The sequence below is a fragment of the Advenella sp. S44 genome, from assembly GCF_002810445.1.
In the GTDB taxonomy this organism is placed as follows: domain Bacteria; phylum Pseudomonadota; class Gammaproteobacteria; order Burkholderiales; family Burkholderiaceae_B; genus Advenella.
Window position 1 is genome coordinate 174,732 of the sequence record NZ_NEXS01000003.1, and the last position, 16,198, is coordinate 190,929.

The 16,198-nt window shown below is 57.7% G+C and carries 17 protein-coding genes; 5 read left to right on the forward strand and 12 right to left on the reverse strand.

The genetic code is table 11. The features are described from left to right. From trpE to rpe, 3 genes are all read right to left on the reverse strand, one after another. Positions 1-1,521: an anthranilate synthase component I gene (trpE, locus tag CAP48_RS04815; protein WP_100696600.1), complete on the reverse strand. Its 1,521-nt coding sequence runs from the start codon at positions 1,519-1,521 to the stop codon at positions 1-3. Positions 1,522-1,748: 227 nt separating this feature from the next. After that, positions 1,749-2,453 carry a phosphoglycolate phosphatase gene (locus tag CAP48_RS04820; RefSeq protein ID WP_100694896.1) on the reverse strand — a complete coding sequence of 235 codons (705 nt, stop codon included), beginning with the start codon at positions 2,451-2,453 and terminating at the stop codon, positions 1,749-1,751. Then, positions 2,450-3,145, reverse strand: a complete 696-nt coding sequence (gene rpe, locus CAP48_RS04825; RefSeq protein ID WP_100694897.1) for a ribulose-phosphate 3-epimerase — start codon at positions 3,143-3,145, stop codon at positions 2,450-2,452. The genes CAP48_RS04820 and rpe overlap by 4 nt, the downstream gene beginning before the upstream one ends. 94 nt (positions 3,146-3,239) lie before the next feature. On the opposite strand from rpe, the gene apaG reads away from it, so the two are divergent. From apaG to CAP48_RS04845, 4 genes are all read left to right on the forward strand, one after another. Beyond that, positions 3,240-3,611 (forward strand): Co2+/Mg2+ efflux protein ApaG, encoded by a 372-nt coding sequence (apaG, locus tag CAP48_RS04830; RefSeq protein WP_100694898.1) that lies wholly within the window; start codon positions 3,240-3,242, stop codon positions 3,609-3,611. Positions 3,612-3,676: 65 nt separating this feature from the next. Further along, a complete protein-coding gene (locus tag CAP48_RS04835) occupies positions 3,677-4,960 on the forward strand; it encodes a murein transglycosylase A (protein WP_100694899.1) in 1,284 nt (427 codons plus the stop codon). Between the two features lie 5 nt (positions 4,961-4,965). Continuing rightward, the gene (locus CAP48_RS04840; RefSeq protein ID WP_100696602.1) at positions 4,966-6,135 is read left to right on the forward strand and encodes an FAD-dependent monooxygenase; all 1,170 of its coding nucleotides are present in this window, start codon (positions 4,966-4,968) and stop codon (positions 6,133-6,135) included. Between the two features lie 195 nt (positions 6,136-6,330). Beyond that, positions 6,331-7,092 (forward strand): DsbC family protein, encoded by a 762-nt coding sequence (locus CAP48_RS04845; RefSeq protein WP_100694900.1) that lies wholly within the window; start codon positions 6,331-6,333, stop codon positions 7,090-7,092. A 215-nt stretch (positions 7,093-7,307) separates the two neighbouring features. On the opposite strand, the gene CAP48_RS04850 is transcribed toward CAP48_RS04845, so the two are convergent. The 6 genes from CAP48_RS04850 to CAP48_RS04875 form a co-directional block, all read right to left on the reverse strand. Continuing rightward, positions 7,308-8,036 (reverse strand): pyrimidine 5'-nucleotidase, encoded by a 729-nt coding sequence (locus tag CAP48_RS04850; protein WP_100694901.1) that lies wholly within the window; start codon positions 8,034-8,036, stop codon positions 7,308-7,310. A gap of 46 nt (positions 8,037-8,082) precedes the next feature. Continuing rightward, positions 8,083-8,985: an acetylglutamate kinase gene (argB, locus tag CAP48_RS04855; protein ID WP_100694902.1), complete on the reverse strand. Its 903-nt coding sequence runs from the start codon at positions 8,983-8,985 to the stop codon at positions 8,083-8,085. A 24-nt stretch (positions 8,986-9,009) separates the two neighbouring features. After that, a complete protein-coding gene (locus CAP48_RS04860; protein WP_192871287.1) occupies positions 9,010-9,501 on the reverse strand; it encodes a TlpA disulfide reductase family protein in 492 nt (163 codons plus the stop codon). A gap of 12 nt (positions 9,502-9,513) precedes the next feature. Further along, on the reverse strand, positions 9,514-10,218 hold the full coding sequence (locus CAP48_RS04865; protein WP_100694903.1) for a BON domain-containing protein: 705 nt from the start codon (positions 10,216-10,218) through the stop codon (positions 9,514-9,516). After that, positions 10,215-10,808: a phosphoheptose isomerase gene (locus CAP48_RS04870; protein ID WP_100694904.1), complete on the reverse strand. Its 594-nt coding sequence runs from the start codon at positions 10,806-10,808 to the stop codon at positions 10,215-10,217. The genes CAP48_RS04865 and CAP48_RS04870 overlap by 4 nt, the downstream gene beginning before the upstream one ends. 123 nt (positions 10,809-10,931) lie before the next feature. Then, positions 10,932-11,573 carry a YraN family protein gene (locus CAP48_RS04875; RefSeq protein WP_242444337.1) on the reverse strand — a complete coding sequence of 214 codons (642 nt, stop codon included), beginning with the start codon at positions 11,571-11,573 and terminating at the stop codon, positions 10,932-10,934. Between the two features lie 19 nt (positions 11,574-11,592). On the opposite strand from CAP48_RS04875, the gene rsmI reads away from it, so the two are divergent. Next, on the forward strand, positions 11,593-12,555 hold the full coding sequence (gene rsmI, locus CAP48_RS04880) for a 16S rRNA (cytidine(1402)-2'-O)-methyltransferase (protein WP_369806324.1): 963 nt from the start codon (positions 11,593-11,595) through the stop codon (positions 12,553-12,555). A 280-nt stretch (positions 12,556-12,835) separates the two neighbouring features. Here the strand turns inward: rsmI and CAP48_RS20410 are convergent, their stop codons facing one another. The 3 genes from CAP48_RS20410 to hprK form a co-directional block, all read right to left on the reverse strand. After that, positions 12,836-14,122: a septal ring lytic transglycosylase RlpA family protein gene (locus tag CAP48_RS20410; protein WP_242444338.1), complete on the reverse strand. Its 1,287-nt coding sequence runs from the start codon at positions 14,120-14,122 to the stop codon at positions 12,836-12,838. Between the two features lies 1 nt (position 14,123). Continuing rightward, entirely contained in the window at positions 14,124-14,990 is an 867-nt protein-coding gene (gene rapZ / locus CAP48_RS04890) for an RNase adapter RapZ (protein ID WP_100694907.1), read from the reverse strand. Positions 14,991-15,254: 264 nt separating this feature from the next. Next, a complete protein-coding gene (gene hprK / locus CAP48_RS04895; RefSeq protein WP_100694908.1) occupies positions 15,255-16,187 on the reverse strand; it encodes an HPr(Ser) kinase/phosphatase in 933 nt (310 codons plus the stop codon). Positions 16,188-16,198 lie beyond the last annotated feature (11 nt).

Consider the following 16,198-nt stretch of genomic DNA (forward strand, 5'->3'; position numbering starts at 1 on the left):
TCAGATGGGTTGATCCAGACCGTATTGCACCTGTTCGGCGGCGCGCAGCACGGCGCGGGCCTTGGCCTCGGTTTCTTGCCATTCTTTTTCGGGGTCGGAATCGGCCACGATGCCGGCGGCAGCCTGCACATAGAGCATGCCGTTTTTAATAACGCCGGTGCGGATCGCGATGGCCACATCCATGGTGCCGTTGTAGCTCAGATAACCGGCGGCGCCGCCATAGATGCCACGGCGTACGGGCTCCAGTTCATCAATGAGTTCCATGGCCCGCACTTTGGGTGCGCCGGTCAGGGTGCCGGCGGGAAAGCTGGCGCGCAGTACATCGATGGCGTCCATCCCTGGCTTGAGAATGCCCTTGACGTTGGACACCAGATGCATCACGTGTGAATAGCGTTCAATGGCCATCTGGTCGGTCACTTGCACAGAGCCGGTTTCGGCAACGCGGCCCACATCATTGCGGGCCAGATCGATCAGCATGACGTGTTCGGCGACCTCCTTGGGATCGGCGCGCAGCTCGTCGGCCAATGTCGCATCTTCTTCGGGCGTTTCACCGCGCTTGCGCGTGCCGGCAAGCGGGCGAATGGTGATGGCGGTTTTCTCTTCGGCATTCTCGGTGAATGTTTCCTGGCGCACCAGAATTTCCGGTGACGAGCCCACGACATGAAAGTCACCGAAGTTCCAGAAATACATGTAGGGAGAAGGGTTCAGGGAGCGCAGGGCGCGATAGAGCGACAGCGGTGAATCCCGGAAGGGCTTGGCAATAACCTGTCCGACCTGGACCTGCATCAGGTCGCCCGCAGCGATATATTCCTTGGCCTGGAGCACAGCCTTCAGATAATCCTCTTTCTTGAAGTCGCGAATTTCTGTTGTTTGCAGGCTGGGCAGGCTGTAGGGAATTTCGACCGGATGGCGCAGTCGTGCGCGCAGTTCAAGCAAGCGTTTCTGCGCCTTGCTGTAGCTTTCGGGCTCATTCGGATCGGCGTAAATCATCAGGTAAGTGCGGCCGATGACATTATCGACAATGACCAGCTCGTCCACCTGCATCAGCATGATGTCGGGCACGCCTTCTTTCTGCCCATGAGGGAACGGCTTGACGTTGGGGCCCAGGGACGGCTCGATATGACGGATGGTATCGTAGCCGAAATAGCCGGCCAGGCCGCCGGCAAAACGGGGAATGCCAGGGCGCAGGGCGACCTTGATGCGTTTTTTGAATTCCTGGATGAAAGTCAGCGGATCGCCCCGATAGGTTTCGGTCACTTCGTCGTTGGTCAGCACTTCGGTCAAATCGCCGGTAGCGCGGATGACTGTTTTGGCCGGCAGGCCGATAAAAGAATAGCGGCCGAATTGCTCGCCCCCGACGACCGATTCGAGCAGGCAGGTCATGCGACCGGCTTCTTTGCCGGTATGGGCCAGTTTCAGGTAGATACCAAGTGTGGTATCCAGATCTGCATAGGTTTCCTTGATGATCGGGATGCGGTTGAAACCCTGGGCCGCGAGTGCGTTAAATTCAATTTCAGTCATCATAACGGTCTCTGTTTGTGTTTTCCTGAATGACCGGGCAGATGCAAAAATACCCGGTCCTGTTTTAAGGGATTACCGGGTATTGTGCGTACTGACTACGAATTTCGGATGCGCAAAAAAAACGGCATCCGGAACAGTCTAATGAGTGACACTCCCGGCAGACGAACGCCACCAGCGCCAATACATGGCAACCATAGCAGAACGGGCATAAAGGGAGCTTGCAGTCATTACGTTAATAAATCAGGTTGGTCTGCCGATGCGTTGTGGCGTTCAATCCACTGGGCCGCCTCGACGATAGTCTCTACTATATCATTGACTTTCAGGTTTTGTACACTGTTTCCTTCGTTATAACCATAAGGAACAATGAGAACAGGCATGCCCGCCGCTTGCGCCGCCTGGGCGTCGTTGATGGAGTCGCCGATGAAAACGCACTCTTTGGGTTCGGCTTGCAGCAGAAGGCACGCATGCAGTACCGGGCCGGCATCCGGCTTGCGGGTTGGGCAGGTGTCGCCCGATACGACAGCATCGAAAAATGATCGCAGGCCGGTTTGAATGAGCAATTGTTCGGTAAAGACCGTAGGCTTGTTGGTCACCACCGCCAGCAGAATGCCTGCCGTTTTCAGGGCTTTGAGTCCATCTATGACCCCGTCAAATAGCGTGGCCCGGTCGCCGTTGACCAGATGGTACGCATCGACGAAATGCTCGCGGGCAACGACGAATGCCTCTGTGGTGACAATGGCCTGGTCGTCACCCCCCGTCATGGCGCGACGCACCAGATGATCGATGCCTTTGCCGACAAACTGGGCAATCCGTTCCTGGTGTAGTTGTGGCAGCCCGAGCTTGACGCGCATGGCATTGGCTGCCTGCGCCAGATCGGGAATGGAGTCGACCAGTGTGCCGTCAAGGTCGAGCAGGGCGGCGCGGATACTCATGACCGGTTGACTCCGGCAATCTGTTTACGCATATCGGTAATGACCGCTGCATAGTCCTGCTGACCGAAGATGGCCGATCCGGCCACAAAGGTATCGGCACCGGCTTCGTATATGCTTGCAATGTTGTCGGTTTTGACGCCGCCGTCCACTTCAAGAAGAATGGTGTTGCCGGTTTTTTCCTGCCAGGCGTCAATGCGCTGGCGCGTAGCGCGCAGTTTATCCAGAGTGGCGGGAATGAACGACTGCCCGCCGAATCCCGGGTTGACCGACATGAGCAGGATCAGGTCAAGCCGATCCATGACATGATCGAGCACGGACAGCGGCGTTGCCGGATTCAGTACCAGTCCGGCCTTGCAGCCATTGTCGCGGATCAGCGAAAGCGACCTGTCCACATGGCGCGAGGCTTCCGGATGAAACGAAATGATATTGGCGCCCGCCTGGGCAAATTGCGGGATCAGGTCATCTACCGGTTCACACATCAGATGCACATCGATAGGCGCGTCAGTACAGGGGCGGATCGCCTTGCACACCATGGGACCGATAGTCAGATTTGGGACATAATGATTGTCCATGACATCAAAATGAATCCAGTCGGCACCAGCGTCGATCACGTTTCTGACTTCTTCCCCCAGACGGGAAAAATCGGCTGACAGAATGCTGGGGGCGATGCGGGTAACGGGTTGTAATTCCATGACAGCGTTTTTCTCCTGTAAGGGGGCGCACGAAGTACAATGAAGTTCTATTATTCCATACAAACACGTTTAGCTTTCCGAGGATCCGGCACGAATGGTAAATACAATGACGGTGGAAGTCACCCCGCGTTATCTCGAAGAACAGTCCGACCCGTCCCGCTCGCAGTATGTCTTTGCCTATACCGTGAGAATCCGCAACACCGGTACAACGGCCGCCCAGGTCATCAGTCGCCACTGGGTCATTACCGATGGTGATGAAAAAACCCATGAGGTGCGCGGGCTGGGCATCGTCGGCGAGCAGCCGCTTATCGCTGCTGGCGATATGTATGAGTACACCAGCGGCTGTCCGCTAAATACCCCCTTTGGCACCATGAAGGGCAGCTTTCATTGCGTGGGTGAGAACGGCGTGCCGTTTGATGTGGGCATCCCAGAATTCGTCCTGTCGCTGCCCCGAACGCTGCACTGATCGGCCACGGCGAGTGCCAGGATGGTTGGACTTGTCTTTCATTATTTGTCTGGGTAAATGTAAACATGAAAAATTCGCAAAAGCGCACTCCGTTCTGGCCAGTGGCTCTTGCCACCCTTGCCCTGATGGCAGGTTGCGCAACGCAAAAAGCGGGCGACCCCGCGTCGCAGGCGCCGTTTTCCATGACGGCCCCGCTGTCGGTGCCTGACATCTCCACTTTTGCGGCAACGCCGGCGCGACCGCTAGCCGGACAATATCATCAGGTCAACTGGTCATCGTTGCCCGGATGGAATCAAGATGATGCTCGCCACTTGTGGCTGACCTTTTATAACAACTGTCGTGGCCTGATGCGGCCCGTCAGCGGCTCCAAGACCATGCCCGCACGCGCAACGCCTGCCGTGTGGCAGCCAGTGTGCCAGGCGGCTGCCCAATCTGGCATTGATCCGCACAGCGATGACGCGGCCACGGTCAAAGCGTTTCTGGAGCAGCATTTGCAACCCTGGCAAGTGACAGAAAACGGTAAATCTTCCAATACCGTGACGGGCTATTATGAGCCCGTGGTGCATGGTTCCCGTTCGCAGGGGGGCCGATACCAGTGGCCCATGTATGCGGTTCCTGATGATCTACTGACCATTGACCTGGGCCAGCAGTATCCCGAACTGGCAGGAAAGCGCATCCGCGGCAAGCTCTCGGGCAATAGCGTTGTGCCCTATGATACGCGGTCGCAGATCGGGCAGCGCGATAGCAAGCCGCCGGTGATTGTGTGGCTGGATGATCCGGTCGAAGCGTTTTTCCTGCAGGTGCAGGGCTCGGGCCGGGTACGGCTGGACGATGGCAGCACGATTCGCCTGGCCTATGCCAACCATAATGGGCGCCCCTACAGCTCAATCGGCAAGTGGCTGGCCGACAAGGGCGAGCTGCCACTGGCACAGGCCAATATGCAAAACATCAAGGCTTGGGCCAAGGCCAATCCAGACCGGATCGATGAAATGCTCAACATCAACCAGGCTATGGTGTTCTTCCGTGAAGAGGCGTTGCCTGACGAGGCGGCCGGCCCCAAGGGCGCCTATGGTATCCCGCTGGTGGCTGAGCGCTCTGTCGCCGTGGACCCCGCTTACGTGCCATTGGGCAGCCCACTTTTTCTGGCAACCACACGCCCTCACTCTAAGCAGCCCATGCAGCGCGTGGTGTTCGCCCAGGATACCGGGGCGGCGATCAAAGGCGTGGCAAGAACAGACTTTTTCTGGGGATCAGGTGATGCGGCCGGCGAGCTGGCCGGTCGCATGAAACAGCCTGGCCAGATCTGGATTCTATGGCCGCGCGCTGCGGGAGCACCGGAGGCGCGATGAACACGATGAAATACGATGTGATCGTTTGCGGTGCGGGTATTGTCGGCATGGCCACTGCGCTGGCACTGGTGCGGGCCGGCGTCAACGTGGCATTGCTGGCGCCACGACGTGCGCCCGAGCCCATGCAGGGCGAGCAGTATCACGCGCGTGTCTATGCAATTTCTGAAGCCAGCCAGGCATTTCTTGCCTCTTTGGGTATTTGGGACGCCATGCCGCAGGAACGGGTTACCGAGGTCGATGCCATGCAGGTCAATGGCGACCGCGACGGACAGGTCGTGCTGCACGCCTGGCAAGCTGCCAAGCCCCATTTGGCATGGATTGTGGAGTCTGGTGAAATTGAACGCGCCCTGTTTCAGGCGCTCACGATTTACGGTTTGCCCTGGATCAACGATACGATGCAGGCCTGGCAGCCAGGACAGGTCACCACGGCTGATGGCGCAACGCTGCAGGCCCAGTTGTTTATCGGCGCCGATGGCGCCCGCTCGCCGTTGCGCAGCGCAGCCGGTATGGCGCACTCGAAAAAAGACTATGGCGACAAGGGGCTGGTGACGCATCTGACCTGCGAAAAACCCCATATGAATACGGCGTACCAATGGTTTTGCAATCACCATGTGCTGGCTTTTCTGCCCATGCCCGATACCAGCGAAGGACATCAGGTGTCGCTGGTGTGGTCGGTCGACGATGCAACGGCGGACCGGTTTCTGCAAATGGACGAGGCAACGCTGGCGCTGACGCTGCCGCAGGCGCTCGATCAAGTGGCGCAAGGCTGCCTGGGCAAGCTAAGCGTGCGCAGCCGTTTGCATGGCTTTCCCCTGACGCTGGAAAAGGCGCAAATGGCAGCTTCGGGCGTCGCGCTGGTGGGCGATGCCGCGCATCGGGTTCATCCATTGGCCGGGCAGGGACTCAATCTGGGCCTGGGCGATGTCAAGGTACTGGCGCAGACATTGAACCAAAAAGAGGCGTTCCGGTCCTATGGGGAGCTACGTGTCCTTGAACGCTATGCCCGCGCGCGTGCTGCCGATGTTATGGCCATGCGTGTGGCAACCGATGGACTGTATCAGCTGTTTTCCCGTGAGCTGCCGGCGTTGCCGTTGTTGCGCAATGCGGGCATGAGGCTGGTGCAACAGCTTCCCTGGGTCAAGCGACAACTTATTGCCGGCGCTTCAGGGCTTTGACTGACGATTGTCGGGAACAGATTTGGAAGCATGGCGACAGGGCCACATAGCTGGGCTCAGGCCTCAGGCCCAGGCCGTTATGCAGATGGACATACCGGCGGACGTGCCGGGAACAGCGTCGCCTTTCGCGCATCGTGCAAGGCTTTTTTGGCGGTGACGCCACTCAATGGTGTTCTGTTGTAAGGATGTAAGGTAATGAGATTGACTTGGATGAAAGCGCCCATCTTGCGGCAATATCGACGGGCAGTGATGGCCGGCCTGCTGGCTCTGTCAGCCGGCGGCCTGGCTGTGCCGGCAGCACAGGCACAAACGGCCGATAACGCGAAACTGCAAAGCGTGCGGGATGCAATCAACAAGGCGTTCGATGTTGAAGTGACCCAGGTTCGGCCCACAGATTATGCCAATCTGTACGAAGTCCAGCTGGGCGGCAACATCGTCTATACCAATGAAAAAGCCGAGTTCGTGCTGGCGGGCAATCTGGTCGACGCCAAAACGAAGCGCGATGTGACCACCGATCGAATCGACGAAATTTCCAAGGTGGATTTTTCTACCCTGCCACTGGCCCAGGCCGTCAAGCTGGTCAAGGGTGACGGCGCTCGCAAGATGGCTGTGTTCGAGGACCCGAACTGCGGCTATTGCAAAAAGCTGCACAAGGAACTGGCTACGCTGGATAATGTGACCGTGTACACCTTCCTGTTTCCAATCCTGGCGCCCGATTCAATGACCAAGGCCACTAGCGTATGGTGCGCCAAAGACCAGGCCACGGTATGGACCGATTGGATGAATAAGGGCGTTGTTCCTCCTGATGCCAGCTGCGAGACGCCCATCGAGAAAAATCTCGCACTGGGCCAGAAACTGGCAGTCCAGGGTACGCCTGCGATTTTCTTCGAGAGCGGTAACCGCGTCAACGGCTATGTGCCGGCCGCGCGTTTGAATCAGGAACTGGATCGCAAATAGTCGGAAAAGCCCAGGGGCGGCAGGCATATGACCATGCCGCTGTGGCTTGGCCGGTTCGCCATAGTCAGGCCGTAACGCCGTCGCGTGCTTGTATCGCTGTGGCGTCGTCTTATCGGCGGGGCCTGGCGGCACCGCCGAGGCATGGTCATAACGCTGTGGCCTGACTGCGCCAGAGCGTAACCGTGGGCCGTGGCGGGCCCATGCCTACATGGCATTTATGCCGTCAAAGCAAAGGGGTGGGTCAGTAGTCGCTGTACCGAATTGACGCGCAGATCCACATAGGCCGGGCGCATGCGATGCATGGAGCTAAAGGGCGTGCCGCGGTGAAAAATGTGCACGGTTTTCATGTTCAGCTGTTTGGCCGTTTTCAGGTTCTTCAGAGTGTCTTCGACCAATATCGTATGGGCCGGCTCGCATTGCAGCTGAACCAGTAACTGGCGCATCAGCGCCGGTGAAGGTTTGGGACGATAGCGTCCCTGCAGGCACATTTCATTGATCGAACAAATACCTGCAAAGCAGTGACGAATGTTCAGGCGCTCCAGCACAATCCTGGCATAATGCATGGGCGCATTGGTCACCACATACTTGATGCCAGGCACCGCATTGAGCATGGCAGACAGGTTTTTTTCCACACGCGTGCTCCCGGCGATATCGAAATCGTGGCTCAGATGCAGGAAGTCCCTGGCGCTGACGCCGTGGTGCTTGACCATGCCGATCAGCGTGGCGCCATAACGGGCCCAGTATTTTTTGCGCAGGACCGTTGCTTCGTCATGATCCACATCCAGCGTTTGCATGACAGCCCGTGTCATGCTCTGGTTGATATGACCGAAGATGGCGTAAGATGCGTCGTGTAAAGTATTGTCCAGGTCAAACAGCCATACCCGCGAGGTGCGGGCATGGCGAACCAAAGGCTGCAGCGGTTTGATCAATGGCGTACATATCATGCCGCAATCTCAATGTCCGCGACGCGAGATAACGCCGCAAGCACCGTCATGAGGTGATCATGGTGCCGACACCCTTATCGGTCAGAATTTCCAGCAGCAGGCAGTGGGGAACCCGGCCATCGACCACATGTACGGAATTGACGCCATTGCGGGCGGCATCCAGGGCCGATGAGATTTTCGGCAACATGCCGCCTGATATTGTGCCGTCAGTAAACAGTTCATCAATCGTTTTGGCCGACAGCTTGCGTAGCAGCTGGCCTGATTTGTCCAGCACGCCTGGCGTGTTGGTCATCAACAGCAGTTTTTCCGCCTGCAGCACTTCGGCCATTTTTCCGGCCACCAGATCGGCATTAATGTTGTATACGTCGCCTTCTTCGGGGTCGTATCCGATGGGGGAAATCACGGGAATGAACTGATCGTCCTGCAACGCTCTGACGACAGAAGGGTCAATGCTGGAGATGTCGCCTACAAAGCCGATATCCAGCGGTGCCTCGGGATTTTCCTTATTAGGCATCAGCTTCTTGCGCGCCTGGATCAGGCCGCCGTCTTTGCCCGTGAGACCCACGGCCTTGCCGCCCGCCTCATTGATCATCATGACAATATCCTGCTGCACCTGGCCGCCCAGCACCCATTCGACCACTTCCATCGTATCGGCGTCGGTTACGCGCATGCCCTGGATGAAGTTGCCTTGCTTGCCCAGGCGCTTGAGGGCGCTGTCAATTTGCGGGCCGCCGCCGTGGATCACCACCGGATTGAGTCCGATCAGTTTGAGCAGCACGACGTCCCTGGCAAAGCTGCGCTGCAGTCGTTCCTCGACCATCGCGTTGCCGCCGTATTTGATGACCACGGTCTTGCCATGGAATTTGCGGATATACGGCAGTGACTCCGAAATAATGTCGGCTTTGACCGCAGGGGAAACAGCGTTGATATCCAGGGGGGTGTCAGACATGCTAGCTCGCGTTTGCTGAAAAAGTTAGTTTTGTGCCAGAGTGTTTTCCAGCGTCTTGATGAAATCTTTCTTATCGTAATTGCCGATATAGCGTTTGACGATGTTGCCCTGGCGATCAAGCAGGAACGCTACCGGTGTGAACTTGATATCGTCAAAGGCTTTCGCAGCGCTGCCATCGCTGTCAAGGGTAACGGTGAAAGGCAACTGCTTGTCGGCCGTATAGTTCTTCACGAAATTGGGCGGATCATAGGCCATGGCGACGGCAACAGTCTCATAACCCTTGTCGTGATAGGTATTATAGTAACCGATGGTGTCTGGCATCTGTGCGATACAGGTCACACAACTGGTCGCCCAGAATTTGACCAGAACGACTTTGCCCTTGAGGTCTGACGTGTGGAACTGTCGACCGTCCAGCGCGGTAAACGTGACTTCGGGCGCCGCCTTGGACGAGGTCATCATGAAGCCGCCCGCGATGGCGGCCACAACGAGGATGGCAGGAAGAATAATTTTTTTCATGGATATTCGGGTTTATTCCAGAGGGAAGGTTTGTACGCCGCCCGAAGAAGGGTTCGCTTCAGTGCCTGGCACCGTGGTGGGTGCGCCGTCGTTGCCTGCTGCGGAATTCACGCGATTGCCGGATACAATGTCGAAGACCTTGATAACCCGGCTCACGCCACTGACGCCCGCTGCGGCCGAGGCCGCGCGCTGCCCTTCAAGATCGGTGACCTGACCCATCAGATACACGACCCCGCGGGTAGTGATCACATTGATGGACCCTGATGGGACCTCTTTGGCGGCCAGAAGTTCCGCCTTGACCCGGGAAGTAATCCACGTTTCATTGCTGCGCGTTGAGAAAGAGGCCCGAGGCCCCACGGTCAGCTGGTTATCTACGCGTTTGACATCGGTGGCATTGCGCGCCATGGTTTCTGCGGACTGCTTGGCTGCCTCGTTCGGCACTTCGCCTGTAAGCAGCACGCGCTGGTTATAGGACGATACAATCACGCGGCCGGCTTCGCCAATACTTTCGTTGATCGTATTCTGGGTGCGGCGTTCAATGTTCTTGTCTACCAATTGCATGCCAGCAGAGCGCCGGTCAACGGCCACAATTGCCGTGCCGCCCGCTGCAGCGCCAACCACCAGCGGCACGCAGCCTGCCAGCATGGTGCAAGACAATGCCATGGCAACAAGGGCGGTGGCGGGACGGGACAGGGTAAAAGGGCGCGATACGCTCATTCGGAATCTCCAAGTAACATGGCATCAATGCCATCACATAGAACGTGAAGTGCCAGCGAGTGGACTTCCTGGATACGCATGGTACGTTCATGCGGCACGCAAAGATGCACATCCTGGTCGGTCAGCAAGCCGGTGACGCTGCCGCCTTTCTTGCCGGTAAGGGCAATGACATGCATTTCGCGTTCATGGGCTGCACGGATCGCCTTGATCACGTTGGCAGAATTGCCACTGGTGGTGAAGGCAACCAGTACATCGCCAGGCTGGCCCAGCGCCTGTACCTGGCGTTCAAAAATATTGTCAAAACCATAATCATTGCCAACGGCCGTGAGAATGGAGGTGTCCGCATTCAGCGAGATGCCGGCAAACGGGATACGGTCACGTTCGAAGCGGCCAACCAGCTCTGCGATGAAATGCTGCGAATCGGCGGCCGAGCCGCCGTTGCCGCAGGCGAGCACCTTGCCATTATTGCTGATGGCGTTAACCAGCATTTCGATGGCGCGGGCCAGCGGCTCGGCCAGCACCAGGTGGCTTTGGCTGATGACGCGGGCCGAATCATCGAAGTGAAAGGAAATGCGGGAAGAAATGTCCATGTTGATATTATCGCACGTGTTAAAAAAAACCGCATGAGCAGTGGTCGTCCTCGGGACGCATAAGGTGCGCAAAAAAGGGGATTTGACGCGTTCGCAACATCGATTGTAACGGTTTTGTGCAAGTCAGAAGACGGCAGGCAGCCAGTTGACGGTATCGCCTTCAATACAGACTGCATCAAAGCGACACCGTGGCGTTTTGCCGCCGAAAGCCATGGCCGTCAGCTGAGGCAGGAACCAGGTCGCTGTCCTGCGCAGGCGCTGCTGCTTTGCGCGTGAGATGCTTGCTGCCGCGCCGCCGTGACGGTCGCTGCAACGGTAGCGGATTTCGACAATCACCATGGTGTTGTCATCGGCCCGAAAGACGGCATCCAGTTCCCCGTATCGACAGCACAGATTTCTTGCCAGCAATATCAGTCCGCGGGCCGAGAGCCACGCAATAGCGCGACTTTCCGCCTGCAGGCCGCGCCGTTGTGTTGCTGACAGCCGCTGCCCGCAGGTCGTGGCAGCGCGCGAGCCACCGTGCCTGCTGCCGCGCGCATTGTTGCGTCGGCGCGATTGTAGCTTGCGCTGCGCGCCCATCGCCAGCGTAAACGCGGTTGTATCGTGACCGGTCGCGCTATTCGGGAGGTCGGAGCTACTCGGATTATTCGAGCTATTTGGGCCGCCAGTTGTCTGGTATGCAGCCGGGGCCGGTGCGACAGGTTTTTTTCGGGTCATGGCGCGGATCCATGGGGGCGAGAGGGCTATCGGGGATAATGTGCGCATAGGATTTTTTCATACAGGGATGTCCATGACTATCGAAAGCGGACAATTTGATGCCCGATGGCAGCGTGTGCTGCACGATCTGTCCAGCCAGGACTGGCCGGCAGGGTGTTTGTATGTGGTTGCCACGCCCATCGGCAACCTGGCCGATCTGTCGCCCCGCGCGCTTTTTGCGCTGCAAAAGGCCGACTTGATCGCGGCCGAAGACACGCGCTCCTCCCGGGTATTGCTCAATGCCTGGGGCATAGAGACGCCCATGATAGCGGCGCACCGGCATAATGAAGCCCAGGCTGCGGCGACCCTGTTGCGGCATTTGGCCCAGGGCGAGCGCGTGGCGCTGATTTCCGATGCTGGCGCGCCGGCAGTCAGTGATCCGGGCGGGCGCATTGTCAGCGAAGTGCGTGCGGCTGGGCACGCCGTGCGCGTTATTCCGGGCCCGTCGGCGGTCATTGCGGCCCTGATGGGAAGCGGGGCCACCAGCGACCAGAACCCTGCCTTCGTATTTGCCGGCTTTGCGCCACAAAAATCCGTGGCGCGGCAGACCTGGCTGAAGACCTGGTGCGCGGTGCCGGCTGCGATTCTGTTTTTTGAATCACCGCACAGGGTGCGCAGCACCGTGATCGACATTGCCGCGATCGCGGGGAACGAGCGTGCGGTAACCGTTGCCCGCGAACTCACTAAGCGGTTCGAGCAAATTGCCACGATGCCGGCCGGACAGCTTGCAGACTGGTTTGCCCAAGACAGTCAGCGGTCCATGGGCGAATTTGTCCTGATTGTGCACGAGGCCGCAGGCAAAGAAGCGGCGGCCCTGGGGCAGGAGGCAGAGCAAATTGTCGCCGCCATGCTGCGTTCCTACTCGGTCAAGGATACTGCCCGATTGCTTGCTGCTTTCAGCGGGCTGCCACGTGATGTGCTGTACGCCAAGGCATTGGTGCTGAAGCGGCAGGGGGAAGAAGCGCAGGAAGGCGAAGCTCGGGATGAATGAAGTCTAGGACGGTGAAGTCCATGATGGATCAAGCCTGGGACGGGTGACGTCCAGAATGCGTCAAGCTCAGGATGGTGCATTGTTGTCGGCAACGGAATCCGTGTCATGCCGAAAGCCCGCGCGGGAATCCTGGGCAGCGCTGGGGAGCAGGACTTCAAGGCAGGACTTCAAGGCAGCACACTCCGAGCCACGAACTTCGCAAAAACCAAAAGGGCCGTTCTCCTGTATAGGAAAACGGCCCTCTCTTTGTTCCGGCCTGTCGGTTTTTTCCGCGTGTCGGTTACAGCATTTTCTTGGCTTTGGCCTGCGTTTCGGTACTGCGTTCGCCCGCAGCCGCTTCCTTGGATATGCGTTCGATTTTCACTTTGTCGCTGCCGCGATTGACAATGCCCAACCGTTTGGCGGCGCCATAGGAAAGGTCGATGACCCGGTTTCCGACAAAGGGTCCGCGATCATTGATACGCACTACGATGCTTTTGCCGGTGGACACGCGTGTCACCCGCACATAGGAAGAGATGGGCAGGCGCTTGTGCGCAGCTGTCATCGCGTTCTGGTTGAAGGTCTCGCCGTTGGCGGTTTTGCGGCCATGAAAGCCCGGACCGTACCAGGAGGCAATGCCTTCTTGTGAAAAACCGGAGGTCTCGTCAATGCTCAGCGGCTTGTAACGAATGCCACTGACCGTGTAGGACTTGCTGGTCCCAGTCAGCGCCTTGCGCGCTTTTCTGGCAATGTCTTCGCCTGCCGGCTCGGGCTCATCACGCTCGGCCAGGCTGACATCTTCACTGGGCATCTGAATCTCATACTCGCTTTCAGGGATAATGCCGTCTTCCGTAATGCGCATGGTCAGGCCGTCGACCAATTCCGCCTTGCCGCTTTCGGCAGGGGCCGGGGCAGGCGGCGTAGCGGCAACAGGTGCAGTGGCCACAGCCGCTTGCTTAACCTGCGCTGTAGTGTCGTCTTCATCCGCTTCGGGGGTCAGCGTTGTTGCGTCAGTAGGCTCACTGTCTTTCTTTGCCACGTGCGCTTGTTCTTTCGCGTCTGGCTTGATGCTGTCGCTTGTCTTTGTCGTCGCCGTGGCAGCGGCTTTAGTCGTGGCCGTTGGCTCCGCCTTTATCGTTGTCGGCTTTACCGGCGCAGCGGTATTGGCAGGCACGGAATTGCCGGCCAAGGTGCTGGCCGGTTTTGCCGCGCTGGCCGGCGCAACTGCGTTTTCATCGCTACCTTTTGGGGCCTCCGAGGCAGGCTGCTCTGGCTTGGTAGAAGGCGTTGCGGCAGCCACGTCGGCCTTTGCCGGTTTGCCGTCTGCTGCCACAGGGCTGGCTGCTGCGGTTTCATCGGCCGCTTCGGGGACGATGCCGTTGGCGGTGATGCGCATTTTCTGCGGTGCAGCGACAGGCTTCTCGATTTTCGCGCCGGGCGCGACGGCCTCAGCCGGAGAAACCATATGTTCGGAGAAATCTTGATTTTCGCGGATTTCTATGCCAGCGGCATGGACCGATGGCGCTAGAAACAGGCTGGTAATAAGGGATGCTAATGTGCTGCGTATTAAAGTCGTTGGTTTCATCATGTCATAGTGTCAACTGGGCACGATGCCTAACGCGTAAGGGTTTGTACGAACTGAAGCGCTTGGCTAGTTCTTCGGCTACATAGACCGATCGATGCTGACCACCGGTGCAGCCAATGGCAACGGTGAGATAACTACGCGTGTCCTGCATATATAAGGGAAGCCATTTTTCAATATATGCGGCAATATCGTTGATTAAGGCGGGTACGCTGTCAAATTGAGCCAGCCATGTCGCCACGGGTTCATCACGGCCCGTAAGCGGGCGCAAGTTACTGTCGTAATGAGGATTAGGCAAGCATCTTACATCAAAAACGAGGTCGGCGTCATTAGGGACGCCCTTTTTGTAGGCGAAGGATTCGAAGGTCAAAAGGACCTCTGGTTCCTCATGATCGACCACATCTTTGACCCATGCGCGCAGTTGTCCCGGCGTCAGCCCCGAGGTGTCGATAACGTGTTCCTGCTCGCGCAACGGCGCAAGAAGATTGCGTTCGTGAGTGATGCAATCCTCCAGGGATGGCGTAATTCCTGAGGTTTCGCGCATGCGGTTGCTTAGCGGGTGCTTGCGGCGCGACTCGGAATAGCGGTGAATCAGGGTCTCGTCATCGGAGTCTAGAAAGATAACCTGCATGGGCAGACCCATGCTGCGAAGGGCGGTAATGACCCCCGGCAGGCCGGCCAATTCGCCTGGTGTCCTGACATCGATTGCAACAGCTACCGACTTCAGGCGGTTTTCCCTGGCGTTGGCTACCAGGTCGTGGAGCAGGCTGACCGGCAGATTATCGATACAGGAGTAGCCGAGGTCTTCGAGCTGGCGCAGCGCAACGGACTTTCCTGATCCTGAGATGCCGGTAATAAGAACAACATGAAGCATAATAGGTATTAATCCTGAACAAAACGGTATGGTGGTCGAAAAAATGGCCTGTTGTTTCGTTTGTGTGCAGTCGTAATGGCCGAAAGGGGGTATGTCTCTATTGTCTATTTAACCATAGCCACGTGACAAAATAGACAGGGACGCTCGCCGATGCGGATTTGGCGTGATAAAACTGGCGCGGCGCGGGTTTAGTATGGTCGACCGGCACCCTGCGGTCGGTGACCGGCGATGATGGTCAGCGTCAATGTGGAACCGGACGACGGATTAAAGGTTGCTGTTTTCCATAATCGCAGCAGCCTGTCGCTCCATGAATTCTCCAAGGGTGTCAATGCCGCGCAATTTAAGAATCGTGTTGCGCACGGCCGCCTCGACCAGAACAGCAAGATTGCGTCCCGCTGCAACTTGCAGCATAACACGCCGAATAGGTATGCCCAGCAGATCCTGGGTCTGATCCTGTATCGGCAAACGCTCGAATTTTTCGCTGTTGGCGCGCACCAGATGCACAATCAGCTTGAGCCGCATTTTGCGGCGCACGGATGTCTCGCCAAAAATGGTGCGAATGTCCAGCAGGCCCAGGCCGCGCACTTCAAGCATATTACGCAGCAGATCCGGACACTGGCCTTCGATCAGCGTGGGGGACGTACGGGAAAAATCGACGGCATCGTCTGCCACCAGACCATGCCCGCGAGAGATTAATTCCAGCGCAAGTTCGCTCTTGCCCAGTCCGGATTCGCCGGTGATAAGCACACCCAGACCCAGCACGTCCATGAAAACACCATGCACCGTGGTTTTGGGGGCGAAACGCTTGTTCAGATAAATGCGTAGTACATCAATAAGATGTGCGGCATCCACTGGTGTGGAAAGCAATGGAATTCTGCTGCGGGCGCAGAATCCGACAAGATCGGGCGGGGAGTCGAGTCCTTCGGCCAGAATCATGGCCGGCACACCACCTTCTGCCAGTTCAATCAGGATTTTTTCGCGTTGAACCGTAGAGATGCGATTGTAGAAAATGAGTTCTTCCTTGCCGAACACCTGGATACGAGACGGATGAACGACGTTCAGGTGCCCGATCAGGTCAGCGGCGGAAGTATTGGCGGTCGAGTCCTGAATATGGCGGGTCCGGCCTTCCTTGCCCGCGATCCAGGTAAAACGCAGCGTCTCGTCATTGTCTGCGGCCAGGTCCTGAATACTGAGCATGAGCGCGCCCC